7 protein-coding genes are annotated in these 22,814 nt (G+C 43.7%); all 7 read left to right on the plus strand.

The genetic code is table 11. From position 1 onward, the window contains the following. The first annotated feature begins 845 nt into the window (after window positions 1–845). Complete coding sequence (locus JYE50_RS12570) at window positions 846–12,626, plus strand: RHS repeat-associated core domain-containing protein (protein ID WP_143763659.1); 11,781 nt, start codon at window positions 846–848, stop codon at window positions 12,624–12,626. An 853-nt stretch (window positions 12,627–13,479) separates the two neighbouring features. Continuing rightward, complete coding sequence (locus JYE50_RS12575) at window positions 13,480–14,238, plus strand: transposase (protein WP_084096395.1); 759 nt, start codon at window positions 13,480–13,482, stop codon at window positions 14,236–14,238. Window positions 14,239–14,527: 289 nt separating this feature from the next. Then, entirely contained in the window at window positions 14,528–15,730 is a 1,203-nt protein-coding gene (locus JYE50_RS12580) for a hypothetical protein (protein ID WP_143763660.1), read from the plus strand. A 1,342-nt stretch (window positions 15,731–17,072) separates the two neighbouring features. After that, the gene (locus tag JYE50_RS12585; RefSeq protein ID WP_179138380.1) at window positions 17,073–18,941 is read left to right on the plus strand and encodes a DUF4214 domain-containing protein; all 1,869 of its coding nucleotides are present in this window, start codon (window positions 17,073–17,075) and stop codon (window positions 18,939–18,941) included. 251 nt (window positions 18,942–19,192) lie between these two features. Further along, a complete protein-coding gene (locus JYE50_RS12590; protein WP_084096399.1) occupies window positions 19,193–20,065 on the plus strand; it encodes a leucine-rich repeat domain-containing protein in 873 nt (290 codons plus the stop codon). Between the two features lie 188 nt (window positions 20,066–20,253). Then, the gene (locus tag JYE50_RS12595; protein WP_283399237.1) at window positions 20,254–21,450 is read left to right on the plus strand and encodes a WG repeat-containing protein; all 1,197 of its coding nucleotides are present in this window, start codon (window positions 20,254–20,256) and stop codon (window positions 21,448–21,450) included. Window positions 21,451–21,569: 119 nt separating this feature from the next. Continuing rightward, window positions 21,570–22,709: a hypothetical protein gene (locus tag JYE50_RS12600; protein WP_084096403.1), complete on the plus strand. Its 1,140-nt coding sequence runs from the start codon at window positions 21,570–21,572 to the stop codon at window positions 22,707–22,709. Window positions 22,710–22,814: the final 105 nt, after the last annotated feature.

Raw genomic sequence — 22,814 nt, forward strand, 5'->3', positions numbered from 1 at the left:
GAGATTGAAATGTGCAGTAACATGTCACAGCTGCTGACAAACAACTGAGTAATCAGTGAGAAAAAGGAGTCCTGCCTGATGACGGTAGGGCTTCTTCTTTAGTTCAAAGCCGCAGGACCCAACCCTAATCTTCAGTATTCGGACTAGGAGTGAAACGTATGCGTATCAAGCGAATTGTCTCATTTATCCTCTCTTTCCTGATTCTTTTCAATGTACAAGCCCCAGCATTCACAGAGTCGGAAAAGACGGATGACGGTCCGCAGCTCCATACCGTGACATGGGCACTGGATCCGGAGTATACCTTGAAAGCCCTGACTCCGGAGAGGACATCCATGACAGAAGACGGACAGGTTTTTACCAATACTGATGGTCCTGCCCGTACAGAGATTCAGTCTGCGTACCATGTGAACCAGACGCTTGTTTCAGTCAGCATGGATGGAACCGGGTTTTCGTTTGCGCCGATCATGCATGATGATTATTATCCGGATATTGATGAAGATGATCCTGACGAAGTAGATCCTGAAGAACCTGACAATACGGAAGAGCCGGCTGAAACCGGGGAACCGGAAGAGACGCCGGCTCTGGACGAACCTGCGGATGAGCCTGCAGATAAACCGACAGACAAACCGACAGAAGGACCTACAGAAACGCCTGCAGATGAACCTGCAGAAGAACCAACAGATACACCTGCGGAAGATCCAACAGAGGGACCGGCGGAAGAACCGATAGATGAACCCGCGGAAGACACAGCAACGCTTCAAACAGGGTATGGAAAAACAGAAAAAGAGATAGAAGTATATCACAGGGCAAGAGATACGGAACCTGTCGGAAAACTGCCTGCCAATGTGATCGTTTATATTATTTCACAGATATCACGCCAATGGGCTTATATCGTTTTTGATACTCCGGACGGAATTGTGGAAGGATATGTCCGGGCAAACAGGCTTGTTAACCTGGATCCGGAAGAAGAACAGAACGCCGTTAAAGAAGCGAAAAAGCAGGAAGATTATCGTGAATGGCACGAACATCCGCTTCTCCGTACAAGCAAATATGTGATAACACCGGGCAATACGGAAGAGCCTTCTGTATCTGAAACACCTGCATCTCAGGAAACACCCGCACCAGGCAATGAACCGGAATCAGATGAAACTCCTGATCCGACAGAAACTCCGTCAGAAACACCGACAACAGATGAAACCACAGATCCGGAGGAAACGGAGAAACCGGACGAAACATCCACGCCGGATCCTACGCCAACCAATACTCCGGACGTAACAGACACGCCTGTTCCGGAAACAACGGATACCCCCACTCCTGTGCCTACAGACACACCCACTCCGGTACCTACAGATACTCCGACGCCTGTACCAACCGACACACCGACCCCCATACCTACAGACACACCGGAACCCGCGCCGACAGAGTCACCTGCTCCGGATCCAACAGAAGTGGTTTCAGTTACAGAAACGCCCACGGAAAACACTGATGACTCGGATAATAATACAGGCAGGAGTCTGTTGGACCTTTTCATCTCTTCCGCTGCCGCGGAGGAGATCCGGCCGGAAGAAGAGAAAACCCGTCCGACAGTTATTACAGGACAAAAAATCGGCGGCAGCAGAGGCGTTCAAAAAAGGATGCTCAAGAGCGCGGCACCTGCTTCGTCCGGTTTCAGTGCTGCCCTTTATTCCGGATTGTTTGACGAAGCTACGGATGTACGCCTGTCTGCTACCACAACCGGTGTGAAGGAAGATATCCTTGTTTCACGGTATACCGGGAACCATGTCTATTCTTATAAGCTGAATACAGAAGACTTGACAGCTTCCCTGTCCGGAAACGTGGTCAATCTTATTGACAGTGACGGAAACTGCCTTGCGCGCATTGGCGCGCCGAATATGACAGACGCCGCCGGGAACTACAGCACGGATATCGCTGTAACACTGACAGGAAACGGCGGAAGTTATACGCTTACCTATGTGCCTAATGATGAATGGATGAAGTCCGCTGTTTATCCGGTAACAATTGATCCGACAGCACAATACTATAACAATCTGGCAAGTGGTATCGGAGATAATTATGTAAATGCAAATAACGGGGCCAGGCTATATGATTTCAAGTCAGATGATTTGTATGTTGGGCAAAAAGATGGTGGAGATTATACCGCCTTTGTTTGTCCGTCATTAAGGGGTTTTGAAGATTCTGCAAGACCGGAAGCAGTCGGATTTCCTTTAGACGAGAAGGTTCCGATTCTGATAGAAAGTGTTATTTGGTATTATTATGTGGAAAACTTTGGTGACGCGAATGCAAAAATCAGGGTCAACCTTGCCACCAGCTCATGGAACTCGAAAGATGTAACATATAACACGAAGCCTTCAGTATCAGCTGATATTTACGCCGAGTCAACAGAACCGTTGCATAAAGGCTGGAACTGGATTGACGTGACACCACTTTTTTCTTCATGGCTGAACGCATGGGGACAATTGCCTAATTATGGTTTTGCCGTAACAATATCCTCATCCTGGGCCCATATCTATTCTGCGGACAGAGAACGTTCACAGCGAATGAACTTTTCCGCAACATACTATACGAATGTACCGGCGCCAAGTGTTTCCGCAAAAACCGGCGGAGATATTAGTTCCGGAACTGGTTGGGTAGAGTTAAGCTGGAATCCCGTTGAAGGCGCAAAAAACTATCTTTTAGGAATCTGGACCGGAGAGGATAAACGTGAAAATATAAACGAATATAGGTATACCTATGTCGGGGAAGATGTATATACATATACAACTAAAGGGAAAAAGCTCTGGATAACGGAACAAGAAGATAAAGAAAAAAAATATGTTATACACTGGGATGGAAAAGGCCGTGAATTGACAACAGTCCCAAGAGAAGGCGTGTCCAATATGGATTACTGCTTTATTCTGGTTCCTGCAAACAAATACGGTCAGACAACAAGCTCCAGAGCTGCGGCTACACTGGCGGTTTCACTTCCGGATAGATTAGGTCCAACCATGCCGACTAGTGTGAAAGTCGATCCAAAAGGATATACAAATGCCAAAAATGTAACGGTAAGTTGGTCGGGAATTACAGATGTTCCATCGCCTTCTATGGATGGCGGGCATATTGAATATACTTTGGATCCGCCGGCAAATACAAAAGAAACAACATGGACATGGATAGATACGGGAGTTACACCGGATAAAGAATCATTTTCTTTGAATGTAAGCGGGCTGAATGATGGGGCACATATCATATATATTCGTGGCAAGGATAAAAATAAAAATTATGGGGCGGCTAAGGGCGAATACATATATATCGACAAGAAAGCGCCTACAACACCGACAGTATCGTTTACTCCTGACACATGGACATCGCAGGCTAAAGGTGCGGTATCATGGAAAGGACTCAGTGATGAACTAAGTAATTTCCGTGTTGAATACCGCATAGATCAGGGAAGTTATATCAATCTGAACAAACCCAACGCGGGAGCGGGTACAGTTGATACAATAGATCTGAAGAACCTTTCTGAGGGGACGCACACTATAAGCATTCGTGGTGTGGACAGTGTAGGAAATGCAGGTAAAGAAGGAACGGCAACAATATATATTGACCGAAACGGGCCAACTCTTTCCAAGGATCTGACAGTTGAACCAGCAGACTGGACAAACCTAAACACAATAAAGATTCAGTGGTTCGGTGCTGCAGACAAATACAGTGGACTAAACAAAATAGCCTACGCGGTAGACAATGGTGCATTTACAGATACTACTACATCTGTGAATGGACCAACGGATATTAGTGTCTCGGGCGTATCGGAAGGAGAACACCTTGCCAGGCTAAAGCTGACAGATAAAGCGGGTAATGCAAGGGCGTATTCCGCATGGTTTAAAATTGACCGATCCGCTCCGACCATCGGGAAAGTAAACGCCGATCCTGCAACCTGGACGGCACAAAAAGAACTGCAGCTGATATGGGAAAACGCGGCAGATCAATACAGCGGATTAAATTCAATCAAATATACTGTGGATAAAGGACAAAAACTGGACGCCGCGCTGCTTGCAAGCGGATGGGTCAAAGTGAATGTTTCCGCGTTGACAGACGGAATCCATTCCCTGACGCTGTATGTAAAAGATAAAATAGGCTACGAGACGCAAAAAGAGGTTCCTATCTATATTGACCGTACTTCGCCGATTATCAGGGAATGGGGCATTACTCCGGATATCTGGAGCAATGACAAGGAAGGTACCCTGACCTGGAAAGGAGTGTCGGATGCAAAGAGCGGCCTGAATACTATTTCTTATCAGATTGATACAAGGGATCCTATATCTGTCTCTTTGAAAGAAAGCGATTCCGCTTCAATGGATCTTTCAGCTTTGGCGGACGGAAAGCATACTGTTACTTTCCGCGTAACAGACAAGGCTGGTGTGACAGCGGAAGACAAAACTTCCCTTTGGATTGACAGAACTTCTCCCACTGTGGAAGTAACGACCGTCACTCCGGATGATTGGGCAGACACAGAGACTGTGAAGATCCTCTGGAATGGTGCTGCCGATGCCCATAGTGGCCTGGCATCTGTAGAGTACAGCCTCGATAATGGCCTTTCCTATACTGCTCTTGATACAGCCCCAAATGGTGAAAGCGAGATTTCTGTATCCGAAATACCGGACGGGGAACAGAAACTGCTTTTGCGGTTTACTGATAACGCACAGAATGCCAGCATTATTCCTCTGACTTACCGGATTGACCGGACAGTACCGGAAACAGAGATCCTTTACCCTGCAGAGGGAGATATTGTGACGGGCGTCCTGGATATCCAGGGCAGCGTGACAGACATTTCACTGAAGGATTGGGTGTTTACTGCCTGGGACGATTCCGGAAAAACGGTTCAGCTGCAGGGAAATGAGGAGAAACAGGCAGAACAATTAGGCTTGCTGGACACCAGTGTTTTCCCTGACGGTGCTGAAATTCACATGGAACTGACGGCGCATGATTCGGCAGGTCATGAAACGGTGTCACAGGGTATCTGTATCAAAGCGGTCCATCAGGCGCAGCGGGTCTCCGCCGGTGTTGAAATCACATCACCGGAAAACAACGAGGTATTGTCTGCGGTTCAGACTTCCGGACAATATGAATTGCAGTACTCTGAAGAGGAAACGGAAGGCATTGCCATCCTGGACAGAAATGTACTCAGGAAGACAGATGGATTGAGCTTCCTGCTGTATCCCATTATTTATCCCGAAAATTCCATCCATACTGTTTCTGTTGTTTCCACAGACGCAGAAGGACAGTCCCATTATTCCCAGGGGTTCCAGAGTACCCTGGCCTTCAGTGATCTGCTGCAGAACGATGAAAAGATAGCCGATTCCAATAATGTGCAGTTTTCAGAAACCGGAGCTCTGGCTTTGGCAGACGGCGCGACCTTTACCTTAAAGACCATTTCCTTCCTGCGTGAGGCAGTGGCAGTACGGATACATTGCCTGTCAAACAGATCCTCTGTCATTTCCTGCGAATACAGTATTGATAACGGAGCAAACTGGCTTCCGCTGTATGGGGATAAAGACACGGTGCTCCCGTCTCCGAAAAAGTCCATACAGATCCGCTGCAAAATGAATAATGCGGGTACTGTTCTGCAGGGCATGGATCTTACAGAGATCCATGAAGGGAATCCTGTTCGTTTCAGGAGCAATCTGCTCAAACCGGTCCACACCTATTCTTTGTTGGTACCGGCACAGGGTTCGACAGCAGCGGTAGTTCCGGAGAACAACTGTGACGCTGAGTTTGCTTCTGTTGCGCTGTATGTTGACGGAGCGCAGCAGGATGACAGTCAGACGGTTCATCTGCTTCCTTATGAGGATGGAACAAAACATACGGTGGCTCAGGCCGGCGTGACGGAAGACGGTTCTTTTTATGGCGGTGGTGCTTCTTCCTTTGTGATCCTTCGAAGCGCTCCGGATGCAACGGACGCTTTTGAAACAGGGAAGATCGATCTGAAGAACGAGATCCATGCTCTTCGGGCAGAAGCATTGTGCATGGATGAAAACGGGACGCCTGCGGCACAGGGACAGTTTGAGTACTCTGTTGATGGGGATGAATGGAAGACGCTGGATCTTTCGGAGTATTGTTTCCTGCAGGAAGCGACCCGTTCAGTGTACCTGCGTGCTGTACTCCCCAAAGGAATTGTTCTGAAGGGTATTCATGTCGAAGGCATTAGTCTGAAGAACGCATCCATTATTTCAACACTGGTAAAACCGGCTGCCAATGTCCGTGTTTCCGACTATGGCAGCTATACCGGAGACCTGAAGAGATATGTTTTGTCCTGGACGGATCCGAATGAAAAGGATACAACCTGTGATAATACAGTATTCTATGATATTTACCGGGATAACGAGCTGATTGCGTCTGTCCGGCGGACTACTTTTACAGATACAGAATATATTGATAATGCTGTATATAAAGTTGCCATTCGTAAAGTGTATGAAGACCCTAAAGATGGCAAAGATAACATTCTGACAAGAGAATCTGAAGCAAAAACCGGGTCTGTTAGCAAAGTTAATCCACCGGTTGTTGTAACACCGACACCGATATATATCGCGGATGATCCAACTCCGCCGCCGTCCACCCCGAAACCGACTCCCCGTCCAACACCGGAGCCTGTAACAGTAACGGCGACGCCGATGGCGCTGCCGACATACGGCATTGAAAGTGTAACACCTGTGCCGGTTGAAATCCCTAAACTGATAGAATTTGAGGATCCGAGCCGGGTTTATGCCAACATGGAGTATGTGAGTTCGGGCGAGATTCCGGCAGTGGATTTTGCGCTGGATCAGAGCCTGCTTGGTCCTCATCGTTTCTGTTCGCTTGGCTTTGAACCGATCAACTTCAACACCGGCGATTTCTTTGTGGAAGCCCGGGATTTCGTGATCCCGGATATGGGCGGAACAGGACTTGATCTGATCCGTACCTACAACAGCCAGTCTCTGACTAAAGGTATACTTTTCGGTGATAAGTGGTCCTGCGAAGCAGAACAGACCCTGACAATGAATGATAACGGGGTTCTCTGCTGGAAACGCAGTGACGGCAGTGTTGTCCGCTTTATGAAGAAGGAAGACGGTCATTTCATTACGGATACAACAGAATATGAAGCGATCGCTGAGACTGAAGAAGGATACGTAATCCTGCTGGAAGACGGAACGGGATACGGATTCGACAGAGAAGGCAGCCTGATCTGGACTAAGAAGAATGGCGGACGGCAGGAAATCAAATATGTCAGAAATGAAAATGGCCGCCTCGAAAAAGTCATTCTGCCTTCCGGTAGGGAACTGCGTGTGGAAACAAACGATCAGGGACAGATTGTGAAGATTTGGCTGACCAATACTTCCTTTGTGCGCTATTCCTATAAAGGGAATATGCTGACTGAAGTGACGGATGCAGAGGGTAACAAGACCCGTTATGAATATGATCCGGAAGGACAGATGACTGCCTGGTATGACGGTAACGGCGTATGCCAGGCCAAGAATACCTATGATGACCAGAATCGGGTCATTGCCCAGACAGATGCTAATGGCGGAGAATACCGGCTGGAATACGGAGAGGATTATACAACCGCTACAGATGCTGAAGGCAATTCCGTGACATATTTCCGGGATGAACAGCAGCGTACCAGCAAGATTGTTGATGCGCTGGGCGGAGTGACCTTATTTACCTATGGTGAACAGGGAGAAATCATTTCCGAAACGGATCCCCTGGGCAACGTGACCATGTACAGCTATGACAGGCTGGGGAACAAGATCAGTTCAACCGATGCCCGGGGCGAAAGCGTATTCTTCATCTGGGACGGAGCACATCACCTGCTCAGCAGAACAGACCAGAACGGAAACACAACAAGCTATTCCTATGACAAAGCAGGCAATGTGCTTACTGAAACAGCACCGGATGGCGGCGTGACAAGTTATACCTATGACGATCATGGGCAGATGCTGTCCATTACGGACACTCTTGGAAACGCAACGAACTATACATATAACAGCAGGGGATTGCTGGAAACAGTAACAGATCCGCTTGGGAATAAAACCAGTTATCAATATGATGAATACGGTTATCCGGCATCCGAGACCAATGCTTTGGGCGAAACAACCCAGACAAAGTATGACACGAAAGGCAATCTGCTGAAGATTACCTATGCGGATCATACTTCTGTTTCGTATACCTATGATGCCCTCGGCCGTAAAACGGCCATGACGGATCCGAAAGGAAATACCATCCGGTATCAGTATGATGGCCTTGGCCAGTTGATCCGGACCACGCTTCCGGATGGCAGCAGACAGGAAGCCTCTTACACGAAGAACGGCCAGACTGCATCTATAACGGATGCCCTTGGGAATGCTGCTTTCTTCACTTATGACGCCAACGGGAACCGCCTGACAGCAACCGACGCGGATGGATATACAACCACCGACACCTATGACGCTGCCGGACATCTGCTGTCTGAAACCAACGCGCTTGGCGGAAAGACTGTCTATACCTATGACTCGGTTGGTTTGCCACTGGCAGTAACAGATCCTGTTGGCAGTACGCAAACCTTCGAGTATGATGGCTGCGGTAACATCCTGACAAGAATACTCCCCAATGGCGCGCAAATTACGGCGGAATATGACAGCATGAACCGTGTGATCCGGCAGGTCAACGCTATAGGCGGCGAAACCCGGATTTCCTATGACCTGCTGGGCAGGATTACAGAGGTAACAGACCCGTTGGGTGCAAAGACGACCTATTCCTATGATGCCAACGGTAATCTTCTGACAGCCACGGACACGCTCGGAAATACACTTTCTTATACCTATGACGCGCTGAACCGGGTTACGGAAGAAAAAGCACCTAACGGGGCAGTTACGAAGTATGAATATGATGTGACCGGAAATCTGATCGCATCCATAGACGCGCTTGGCAATACAACAGCATACGAATATGATACAAACGGTAATCTGACAGCAGTCAGAGACGCTCTTGGTCAGGTGACCACCGTAAAGTATGACAAGATTGGGCAGGCTATATCAGCCAGGCAGAAAAATGGCGGCGTGCTTGCCACAACGTATGACAAAGCCGGACAGGTGGCGTCTGAAACAGATGCTAACGGAAACACTACAAAGTACAATTATAACAAGCGCGGCCTGATAACGGAGATTACGGATGCTCTGAACCAGAAAGCGAGCATTGAATACGACTCGCTTGGAAACATCTCCAGGATTGCTGCGCCTGACGGAGGGGTCACCCTCTATGAATACGATACCGCCGGACGGTTGGAGAAAACCACGGACGCGGCAGGCTGTGAGACGGTTTATACATATAACGCTGCCGGACAGATTGCTTCCAGCGCCGTTAACGGTAATGCTGACACTTATGAGTACGATGCCGCCGGAAATATTTCTGCAGTGATGGATGCGGAAGGCAGAACGGTTCGCTTCGTGTATGACCTTGCGGGCAATACTATAGAAGTGATCTATCCGGACGGAAGCAAGGACACAACAGAATATGATGTCCTGGGCAGGATTCTCCGGCAGGTTTCTCGTACGGGCCTGATAACGGAATATGCTTATGACGAGCTTGGTAATACAATAAGTGTTAAGCAGGGAGACAGAATCACCCGATATGAGTATGATCTGCTTTCCCGCCTGACAAAAACAATAGCTCCGGACGGATCTGAAACGAGCTATGAATACGATGCTATCGGCAATCTGATTACCTCAACTGATCCGCTTGGGAATAAAACCGAATATGCCTATACGCCTGAATCCCTGCTGGAGAAGGTTACCTATGCCAACGGCGCACAGCAGTCACTCAGGTATGACCTTGCGGGCAATATGCTTTCCGAAACAGACGCGGAAGGTTATACAAAGAAATACCAGTATGACAAAGTGAATCGCCTGACTGCTGTGACGGATGAACTGGGACACAGGACCAGCTATACCTATGACGCGGCGGATAACCTTGCGCAGGTAAAGGATGCCCTTGGGCGTATTACCAGCTATGTGTATGATAACCAGGGCAACCTGACCGAAGAAACGGATGCTCTCGGGAATACGGTGCGTTATATATACACACCGGAAGGCTGGACGGACAAGGTCATAAAGGCGGACGGAAAAGAAATAACCTTTACCTATGATAAGACTGGTAATCTTCTGGCACAGAAAGCCGGGGATGAATACACTGTTTCCACAGGCTATAACGTGATGGGACAGGTCAACCGGCTAAGCAGTCAGGAAGGAGATATCGTCTACCAGTATAATGAGCAGGGATATCTGGTTTCTGTGACGAATGTTAAGGGCGAAACAGTCAGGTATACCTACGATGCGTTTGGCAATAAAGAAACAATGATCCTTCCGGATGGACGGGAGATCCGCTATACCTATGACGCCCTGAACCGGCTGACGAGTGTAAAGGAATTTGATGGTGAGGAAACCCGTTACAGTTATGATGCTATTGGCAGAAGGATAAAGACGGAAAACAGCACCTTGACAACAGCATATGAATATGACAGTGTCGGCAATCTGATTCGTCAGCTGACCGAAGGCGACAGTAATGTATCCTTCAGCTACAGTCATAACAAAAACGGATATATTACCAAAGAGATCCGGACAGAAAACGGTGAGGACACAGAAAGCAGCTATACGTATGATGCTCTGGGACAGCTGACCGCTTTCGTGCAGAGCACAGGCTACGCAGAACGGTATACTTATGACGCTGCCGGTAATATGACGCAGAAGACTATCACACCGGAGAACAAAAAGGCACCAGTTACCCTGAAAATGAAATACAACAAGGGAAATCAGCTGACAGAAATGCTGAATGGCAGGGATCGTATCAGCTACAGCTATGATCCTAATGGCAGCATGGTACAGAAGGTGCTGAACAGCCAGAAGTACGGAACACTGACGGATAGTTATACGTATGATGTGATGGATCAGCTGATCGGCTATACCGGTTATGATGGCTATACCCAGGCCTTCACCTATGACGCGGGTGGTATGCGCCTGAAGAAGCAGGAGAAGGGAAACGCGAAACGGTCTACTCTCGAAGAACTGCTTAGGGGTAACATTGAAGGATTACCGGAAATTGTTGAACCCGGGGCCGTGGAAGAAGACTATGAGTGGGCGACAACAGAGTATCTGTATGATATTACCGAAGGATACTATCAGGTGCTGCAGGAAACAACCACCAAGGGAAATGAGGAAAGTACTTCCAACTATATCTATGGTCTGGAACGGATTGCAGGATATACCGCAGACACAAAGACCTCATATATTTATGATGGCAGGGGCTCTGTATCACAGACGGTGATAACGCTCATGGCGGGAATCACAACCGATCCTGTACAAAGCAAGAATATCCAATCTTACAGGTACACACCTTTCGGAGAACAACAGCATACAAAGACAAGTGGATTTACGTATAACGCGGAAGCATATGACGCTGCTACGGGAATGCTGAATCTACGCGCACGGCAGTATGAGGCGACAATGAACCGGTTCAGTCAGAAAGATATTCTGAAGGGCAAGGTGACCAGTCCTTTGTCTTTGAACAGGTATGGGTATTGTGTGAATAGTCCGATAGTGTTTGTGGATATAGATGGAATGGAAAAAATAATAGTATCTGGCAATGTGGTCAATGAACCACCTAAAGATGGTGATAGAAAAATTGCTTTTGGGGATTACAATTTTATATCATCTGCCTTACGCGATATTAGAGAGATAGTGCAAACAGAATCAAATGAAAAAATAGGGTGGCTTATTGCAGATGACGGTTGGATAGAAGATGTAGATAAACCTAATTTTGAGAAAGCAGCGAAAGACTTGGCTGGAAAACAAGTAACAATAACATACATAAAAACAGCTGATGAATGTAGTCAATATATTAACAAAGAAGGAAGAGAAAACGATGAAATAACAAGTATGAAAATATATAGCCACGGAACAGTAAATAATGATGGGACTATTGCACTTGGATATTCCACTCATAATGATAAATTAAATATTACAAAAGAAACAGTAAGCTCATGGAATAAACAAGCATTTGCAAAAAACGCAGAAATATATATTCAAGCGTGTAATGCGGGTTCTCGACTTGAAAATAGTCTTGCACAATATATGGCTAATGCAATTGGAGTAGATGTATACGCATACGCTGGAAAATCAGAATATAGTTTTATTGATTATCCCAAAGAGAAGAGAATATTGGTAGATGATAAAGGGACTGTATCTAAGGCGCCAATAGTTATAGAAGTGGACAAATTGCGTGAAGAAAATAAAGATAAAGGTTTTATTCCAACTGGTTCAATATGGGCACCAACTGCAGCTGATTTTAGTATAAAATCTATCGCCCAAGGTTTGTTCCAAGGCTTTCCGAGTCCAGCTCAAAGTTACGTTTTTAAAAAAGATAAAAAACCAACAAAAGTAGAATCTTTTCCGAATCTAGTAGTGCCAGAGGAAACACCACCTCCGTTGCTTAGCCTGCGCCCAACACCTACCCCCACTTTACAACCTGTGAAACAGTTGACTATACCCATGCCTTTAGCACAACCAACGCCTGGACCTATCACACAACCAACGCCTTATCCAAGAAAACAAAAAGTCAAATAGGAGACAATAAGATAGTCATAGTCCTTACATGAAAAAAAAAACTGTGGTAAAGATAAAAAGGGGTGGTAATAAATGCATAAGAATAATGTGCAACCATTGCGATTATGTTTTCTATTCCTTTGGTTACAGTTTATCTTATCAATTATAGTATGGAATTATTATGTATATCTGCTAGATACGGGTTTTTATCAGTTTGAAGATTTATCATCTATCCAGGTGGTTAATCGAATGTTTTTCCTTCAGATTATAGGAAGAATTGCAGGCCCATTATTATTTTATCGGTATATAAAGCATTTTCAAACATCAAAGGAAAAAGTATCTGTAAATCGCTTAAAAGCGTTTTCAGTTATTCTAATATGTATGGGTATAATAGAATTCATAAAGTGGAAAATATATGGCATATCATCCGAAAACAGAATTCAACTTCTTTGCTCTTCAATATATCCGATGGCTTTTTTTGCAGCATATTGTTTCTTTACATCCGATAGAGATGGATTTTTAGTGAAAGTACTATGTATAGGGACAATTTGTACTGCGGTTATATGTATTTTACCAATACTTTCCTTTTCGTTTGATTTTTACACTGAAAAAGTATATGTAGACTATAATATTAGTTTTATCATCTATCCAATTATATTGGTATTCTATGCATAAACCAGCAGGAGACAGGGGATAATATGTAGTGCCCCTACCAGTTTGCAACATCGTGGATTTACCTGTAAGCTTTATGCGACACAAAAAAAGGAGACAGGGGACGGTTCTCTGTCTCCTTTTTTATTGACGGCATTCAACAGGCTTGATATGAAAAAGCCATAGGAGGAACAGCATATCGACAGGAAAAGAGGGATAACAGATGCCCCGTACGGCCAGGAAAAAGAGCTGTAAGCAAATCTACCACGTCATGCTGCGAGGGATCAATAAACAGCAGATCTTTTATGAAAAAGAAGATTATCAGTTCTTTGTCAGTTTGCTGGAACGGTACAAGGAACCGTGCGGATATGAGATATATGCGTATTGCCTGATGGGGAATCATATTCATCTGTTGATCCGGGAAGGAAATGAAGTAACAACAGGAGATATCTTCAGGCATATAGGCAGTGCGTTTGTTTATTGGTATAACATCAAGTATGAGAGAGTAGGACATCTGTTTCAGGACAGATATAAAAGTGAACCGGTTGAAGATGAGACATATCTTTTGACAGTGTTCAGATATATACTGAATAACCCTGTAAAGGCGGGATTATGCTGCAAAGCGGAAGAGTATCCATACAGCAGTGCGGGGGAGTATCTGAAAGGAATAAACGGAATAACTGATACGTCATATATCAAGGGAATGTATAATGAAAAGAACCTGAAGGAATACATATACCAGAAGAATGAAGATCAGTGCATGGAAATGGATGAAACGAACCGAAAAAGGGTAACGGATGAAGAAGCCAGGCAACTGATCAGCAAGGAACTGGGCGGCGTTATACCTGCAATAGGGAAAGCGAAAGAGCGAAAAGGACTGAACAGCTCAATAAACAGACTGATTCGTGCCGGAATATCCATACGGCAGCTGAGCCGGCTGACAGGGATAACCAAAAAGATCATTGAAAACGCGTTGGAATAATGAACAAAAAAAGGAGACACAGAACCGTCCCCTGTCTCCCAGTCCCCTGTCTCCCAGAACCGTCCCCTGTCTCCTCCTCCCCTGTCTCCTCCTGTCTCCTGCGTCCCCTGTCTCCTGGAATGGAACCGTCCCCTGTCTCCTGTGTCTCCTGAAAAAACAATTAGCAAAGATAAAAGCGAACAAAAGTAAACTGATTTATGCACAGTAGATATAATGCATTAATGCTTCTGCTTTGATATATTGTTATATACCTGTATACATATTATGTGGAAATAGGAGGGCCCTTTGTTTGAAAATCAGTACAAAAGATACTAGGATTGTTTTCTTAGCAATATGGGTTATGTTGGTTGGATTTAGCGTTGCTAATATGAGTAATGTATATTATATTACATCGAATATATTAAATAATAGTTGTATTTCATTGGGCTATACAATCAATCCGGTATGCAGGTGTGAAATGTCTTGCTTTACCTGCGTGAGTATAATTATATACTGGTTAAAAAAACGCAGTGCACATGACAACAACTCATTATCTATCCATATGAAGTTCATGATTTACTTAAGTGGCTTCCTATGTATATGGATGGTAGCACAACAAGAAGTGACAGACGATTATGAAATCTATCGAGTTTTTTCTACGTCTTCTCTTGCTTTATTATTTGTTGTGAGTTGGTTTGGTTTTTCAATGATATTTGTTTATGGCAATCGAACAAAAAAGATTGTGTTTTGTGCATATATCCTAGTTATTTTTGGGCTACATGTCATTATATGTGATTTGGTTACGGGTGCATATTATAATGATGTTTGTAATTCGTTAAGCAAAGTTATATTTGTATTAGTCATGAGCATTCCAGCTGTTTCTATGTTATTATGTGGATTATGTAATAAAATAACGAATAGCGAAATAGTGATGATACACAGATTGCCCTATCTATTGATTGTGTTTGGATTGATTATTTCAATCATATGGAATGCTTTGATAGGATGCTCTGAGATTGGCTTGTGGTCAATGTTGGGAAGAATTAACTGGCCGGTTTTGATTACTGGAGTTGTAACTATTATTATCTTTGGAATAGCGATTTATTTGTTGTTTGCTATAAAATGCATAAGAAAATATCGATTCTTTTTCATGAGTATAATATTAGCAGTATTTATAGAATTATTTATGGGATATCTGAGCTTGAGCACTGATAGTTACTACCCGGGTATTAAAATATTTAATTGCACACTATTTCCTGCTTTTTATCTTATACTAACAACTATAGTTCAAAGTACTCATCATATGAAGAAATGGGATTCTGTTCTTAGATTGGTTATATATGCCATCATGGCTATAATTCCTTGTTTATTATGTAAAACAGGAAATTATACCAAAGATTGTATAAGCTTAATAGTTTTATCATCAATGTACAAGGTGCCATTAATTATAGAATTGTTACGCTATTTCTGCCGTAAAGGATACGAAAGCAATGGAACAGCTCAAGATCATTGAAAAGCCTGACGGGAAATGGATAGAGTCCTTGTGCGCTGAGAATGACTAAGAAATGTGAAGAATAACAGTACGATGCTGTCTCAATGTTTCAATCGCCTTACGCTGATGAAAGAAAGGTCCTGTAGTCGCAGGGCCTTTTTTGTGGGCATTTGGGGACATGAGTGAGTCGGCAAGTGCTGGCTTTAGCAACACAAACAGGAAAGATTTGTAAGCATGATTGAAATGTACGGTCAAATATGCGAAAATAGAACCACATTTGCATCTGTAAATATATGGAAGCAACATAATGCAGCTGTGGATCAGAAGCCTTTCCGGATCATAAAGGTTGATCAAAAGCATTGGGGGAAAGTTCATGAAGAAGCTTGGTTTGTTTATTGCTGTGATGGTTGTAATGCTGTGTATAGCTGTTGGAGCATGTGCTGACGGACTGGATTTGGACGGTGAAACTTTTATTCCGGATGAAACATTCCGGGCATATTTACTTCAGTTTGATACAGATGGAGATCATTCTCTGAATGATGAAGAGATTGATGCTGTTACATGTATAGATGTCACCAATCTGGGAGTCAAAACGCTTGGAGGACTTTATAACTTTACAGAACTGGAAGAATTGTATTGCAGTGGTAACCAGCTGACGGCCCTGTTTACCGGTGACAACCGGAATCTTAAGGTTGTTTCGTGTGAAGATAATAGCCTGACATCATTATCGGTGACGGGCAACTACAACCTGGAAAAACTGAATTGCAGCGGAAATGAGCTGACATCATTGGATGTCAGCAGCGCATATCCATATCTGAAAAGCCTTGAATGCAAAGGCAACAAAATATCTGAACTGGATATCAGTGAATGCCATGATCTTGTGAAAGTGATCATAAAGAACAAACAGAAGGAATATGATACCTACTATTCCTGGGACGGCGGAGAATCAGGATGTTTGAGTGTTGATAAAACAGTAAGCCTGATAACAGGTGTTGATAAAGGGATTGTCCTGAATGACACCAATTTCCCGGATGAAACATTCAGAGCTTATATTGAAAGGTATTGTGATAACGGCGACGCGATTTTAACTCCGGAAGAAGTGGATAGCGTCACCTCAATATATGTAAATTACGAAGATATAAAATCATTCAAGGGTATTGAGTTCTTTACATCCCTCAAAGAGCTTCGCTGCATGGATATAGACATTACGTCTTTGGATCTGAGGGCAAATACGAATCTGGAAGAGCTTAATTGTTATGGATGTCCCATAGAATCGCTGGATTTGGGTCAATGTACAAAACTGAGATTGCTAAACTGTTCACGGACGAATATATCATCTCTGGATGTCAGCAAAAATACTTTATTGGAGAAACTGACCTGCTGGTATCTTCCGATAACATCTATTGATCTGAGCCAGAATGCAAATCTGCAGGAACTGGATTGCCTGCATAATAATCTTAGGGAGCTGGATTTAAGCCACAATCCGGAACTGACGCAGCTGGACTGCAGGGAAAACCAGCTGACAAAACTGGATTTAAGCAACAACACAAAACTGAAAACTGTGGTATGTAATGACAACCAGCTGACAGCATTGGATATCAGCAAATGCGCTGACCTATGGGGCGTGTATTGCTATAATAATCAGCTTACCGAACTGAACACAGAAAACAACGGAACCATATTTTCAATCTGGTGCAACGGTAATCAGCTGACAACGCTGGACGTGAGTAAAAATCCCAAACTGGCTTATTTCAACTGCAGCGAAAACAAAATAACGGTACTGGATATAAGTAAATGTCCTGCCCTTATCAAACTGATTGTGGATGAAACAAGATTTGAGGATGATAAAACCTATGGCTGGAGCCGATATATCCCGGAGGAATACTTCGCCGTGGATAAAAATGTCAGGCTCATTCCGGTGGCGGTTGAAAGTGTTTCTTTGAACTATACCAAGCTGGATATGACCGCGGGCGAGAATAAGCAGCTGACAGAAACAATATCTCCTTTCTATGCGGGGAATCAGAATATCAGATGGGATAGTGATCATCCGGAAATTGCGATAGTGGATTCAAACGGAAAGATAACGGCTGTGACGCCTGGACGCGCAACGATAACGGTGACAACTGAGGACAGCGGAAAGACTGCCGCGTGTGTGGTTACAGTTTCTCCTAATGGAGAAGGCTCTGTACCTGTGTTGGGTGTGACACTGAACAAGGCCGAACTGACACTGTCAGAAGGCGCCATGGAAACGCTGTTTGCCACGGTTACTCCCGCCTATGCTACTAACGGTAAATTCATCTGGAGCAGCAATAACAACAGCGTTGCAACGGTGGACGCGGGAGGTAAGGTGACTGCTGTTGCGGCCGGCAAGGCAACAATCACCGCAATGTCAGAAGACGGTACAAAAACAGCAAGCTGCACGGTTATTGTTGATTCGGGAGACAAGGTGGAAGCCTTTGTGACCCGGTGCTACAGCATCATCCTGGGCCGGAAACCGGATGCCGCGGGATTCGCGGACTGGACGACAGCCCTGAGGAACAAGACAAAGACCGCTTCTGAGATTATCTACGGTTTTGTGGGGAGCAACGAGTTCAAAAACAAGAACTACAGCTGCTCTGATGTTGTTGAGATCCTGTACAAAGCCATGCTGGGACGCGGTTCTGATGCCAAAGGCAAGGAATATTGGGTTACGAAACTGGAGGATGGTCAGCCTGTGGGGGCAGCCATCAATGGGTTCTGCGCGTCCAATGAATTCCAACGGATCTGCAGGGAATACGGAATCACACCCGGTTCGGTGAAGGTCGAGAGTGCAAACGAAACAGGAAACGGCAATAACGGAGCGGATAACCCGAGAATCCTGACGTCTGCCAGGCGTACGATCAAAAAGGAGAAAGCGGAAAACTTTATCCGCCGTTGTTATGCACGGATTCTGGGCAGGGAAGTGGACCAGGACGGCCTGACCAACTGGGCCGAGATACTGACAAGTGGACAGATGACGCCGGAGCAGGTGGCTAACAGCTTCTTCTCTTCTGAGGAATTCGAGAACAGGAACCTGGATAGCGAGGAGATTGTGAAAATCCTATATAGGGTGTACATGGGCCGTGAAGCTGATCAGGAAGACCTGAACACCTGGGTCGAAAAACTGAACAATGGCACAAAACTGCAGGAACTGGTGAAGACATTCTCAAAGACAAAAGAATTTAAGGCTATAATATCTTCGATGATTGATTGAGGTGGGTATAAGTACAGGGGTTACGGCGGCATGCTGTAACCCCTGTGCCATATGAAGGTATCGAAGTGCTGGATGAGTCAAACAGGACAGTCGCTGTTGACTCCAAACTAGAAAAAAGCAGCTGCCCGGAAGCAATTGACAGCAAAAAACGTCATAATAGACAGAGAACAAAAGTAAGAGTAAAAGGAGATACAGAGCTGCTCCCAGTCGCCCGTCCGCCTGTCGCCCAGTAAAAGTGAGGTAATTAAGCTATGAAAACAAAAACCCTTATAATATTGTTTATCATTAGTAGTATTATTTTTTCCCCAGTAATATCATTATCAGACGATAATCGGGTAGGCGAAATGTTTGAAACAGCAGATGATATTATTACGGCAATACGTGATGGGAATACCGCTGAATATGAACAATGCTTGTATTTGGAGATCCTATATGATGAGGATGGCTTGAATACTATTCCTCAAAACGCTTTTTCTTTCTTTCCCAATGTACAGGAATTAACTATTGATTCCGGTGTCACTTGTGAAGATTATAGTTCTATAAAAGACTTAAGAAATCTAACAGTGCTTAATCTATGTGATGCTGACCTTGTAAACATAGATTTCCTCAATTCATTAACCAATCTTCAAATCCTTGGGTTATCTGGCAATAGCATCAGGAATGGGAATCCAATAGCATCTTTGCGTGATTTGGAGTTTCTTGATGTTTCAGAGAATGAATTATCAGACATCTCTTTTGTTTCAGAGTTGATAAATCTGAAAGTGTTATATATTGAAGGAAACAAGGGAATATCAGATATAACTCCATTATCCACCCTTGAAAAACTCGAAGCATTATCTTTATCCAATACGGCTGTTAAAGATATTGAATCTCTATGCACTCTGAAAAAACTGGAGGAATTATCTGTGGCAGGGAATGGAATAGACAATCTGGATCCTATATCTGCACTGGAGAATTTGATTTGGCTAGATGTGAGAAATAATAACATTTTTGATGTATTTCCACTGAGCAAACTGAAGAAACTGGAATATTTGTATCTGGCAGGAAACCCTATAGAAAACCTTCAGACGCTGAAAGACCTGCCGCTTATCAGTCTTGATGGCATTATGGAGCTTGCCCCTTAAGCATTTAGGCACAAGAGATACAAGTGACAGGGGATTGATAAGTTCCCTCCATGGGAGAAAGGGACGGGAGACACAGAACCGTCCCCTGTCTCCTCCACGTTCTTGCAAACTGGCTGGGGCACTACATATTATTCCCTGTCTCCAATATTATATGCAGAAGTCAAAAGGAGAAGGTTGTCGTGAGAAAAATGTGTTTTTTACTTATTTTGCTTATAATACCAGTTTTTGCATACGGAGAGAAGCTTTTTTCTCCATATGGTCAATATGGGTTACAACAATTTGAACAAAATGGGAAGATGGGGATATGTGATAATAACGGGAATACTATTGTAGATGCTGAATATGAATATATATCACCTGATTTTCATAATGGGTGTGCCATGTTGATAAAAGACCACCTCATTGGTTTTTATAATGAGGTTGGATCTATTATTTCAGAACCGATTTGGGAAAAAGCTTGGGATTACCAATGTGGACTTGCTTCAATAATGATTGAAAATAGAATCGGATTTATCGATACATTAGGAAATATAATTGTTCAACCTATATGGTCTGAGAAGTCAAGCAAGTATTTCTACTGTAATCGTGCTTTAGTCTATGACTTGGAGGGTAATCCATATCTTATAGATAATAATGGTAATATAGTTTTTCGTTTTATGGATTTTATAAACGATCAACATTTCGATATTCCGGATGACTTGGCTATAACTACATGTGTTAACGGTTGCTATATACTCAGAATGTGGCAGAAAACATATGGCGAGAATTATCACTACTATGTCTTAAATACAGAATTTACTTTGATTGGTCCGTTTATAAGCAAAGCAGATATAGCATATATATCGGATGATATCCTTATATTGATTGATGAAGAATCGTCTTCAGAAAACACAGTCAGGTATATTAATCCAGATGGAAGACAATGGTCTCGCATAATTGGAACGATAGATGATATGACTTCTTTTGCGGAAGGACGGGGTTTTGTAAAAGCAGAAGAACACAAGTGGTTATGCTTCGATAAGACTGGTAACACTTTATTTGAACTTGAGCATGATAGGATTCCTATTGGCTATCAGGATGGAATTGTCACTGCTTATGATTATGAATCAGACAATGCATATTATTATGATATTAATGGAGAACTATTGTTTACAATACCAGGTGGAGAATTAGCTTCTGGTGAACGAGTATGTTATTACGATATAGATAAATGTGCATATGGATATTATGATTATAATATGAACTTGGTTATTGCGCCAGAATGGCAAAGTGCAAATGATTTTGAAGATGAGTATACAGTGGTTTACGACAAAGAATATAATGCTTATTGGATAGATAGAGAAGGTCATGTTATAGCACCATATAAGACTACCATACAAGACTAAGAAGGAGACAGGAAGACAGGGGACGGTTCTCTGTCTCCAGTCGCCATGTCTTTGTGTTTCGGCGTTTTCCATCCCCTGTCTCCATTATATAAAATATGATAAATAATACGGGAGGAAAAATGAAAAGAGATATTATTGTTTGCTTGAAGATCATTATAATTTTATTATGCTTCCTTTTCCCTGTGGCATCATGCGCTGAAGAATCGGCTCGCATTAACCCTTTAAGATATGATTACTCTTCTTCTCTTTATTGGGGATACTCTGCGACTTGGAATAATGAAGATCTGGATGCGACCTTCCAGAAGTTTCAGGATATGCCGCAATCCGAATTACAGGATATGTATGATCATCCTGAAAATTGGGGGAAGGGATGGATTCTATTTAGCGTATCCCCTTCATGGGTAGATGGGGTCGGCAATCTCGGTTATTTTTCAACACCTGAAGTATTGAAAGAGATAACAGGAAAATACAGCAATAGGGGATTATTGTATTACGGGAACATGTCAATTGAAAATATCAGAATAGACAATAGCAATGAGATAGGTATATATCCATATTATTATATGCAAGTATTGTATAATGAAGACCCGGATACAGATAATTCCATGATCAGTAATGAATGGGTTTTGGAATATGTTTACAAAAAAGCCGACAATCCGGATGATATATTGGAAGAAAAAATGCGGGATATTTGCCTGTATGCTGATGTATACGTATTGCAATCTGACGGATTTTACACATATAAGGATGTTGAGATTAGTTTGAATAATATCAAAAAGGCACAACCATTGAATAAAGCGGCGGTTTCGGTTCGCCTAAACAAAGCAGAATTATGCACTGAAGATGATGATCCAAACCTTGATACTGCTTATGATATTATCTATGTAGATGACGAATTGGATAGAGATACAGACGATTTGCCGTCATATTTGTATGCGCTTGAGCTAGATATCAGTATAAACGATGATATATCTGTAACGCCATACGATTATGAGGAACAACCAATTGAAGACTCCTGGGTTGTGTTTCTGGAGGATGAAAGTCAGGAGACTGTATGGGGTCCGGTGAAAAACGCGAAACTCGAAAATTACTACTTGCTGACCAATAAAAAGCTAACAGATATCCGCACTGGTGACCTATGGCTGAGCTTTTGTACAGTACATATTCAGGGCAAAGAATGGTTCAACGAAATACCTTTTAATATTGTAATTGAAATATCACAGGAGATTAGTGGAAAGGCTGAAGCACAGAAGCCGTGAACCTGAGACCATTGAGGAAACACTGGGAGATGGAGAGGGGGATGGTTCTCTGTCTCCTTTTTCAGTTCCCTGTCTCCTATATATACAATAATCCGGAAATAATAC

The sequence above is a fragment of the Aristaeella lactis genome (assembly GCF_018118585.1).
GTDB classification, from domain to species: domain Bacteria; phylum Bacillota; class Clostridia; order Christensenellales; family Aristaeellaceae; genus Aristaeella; species Aristaeella lactis.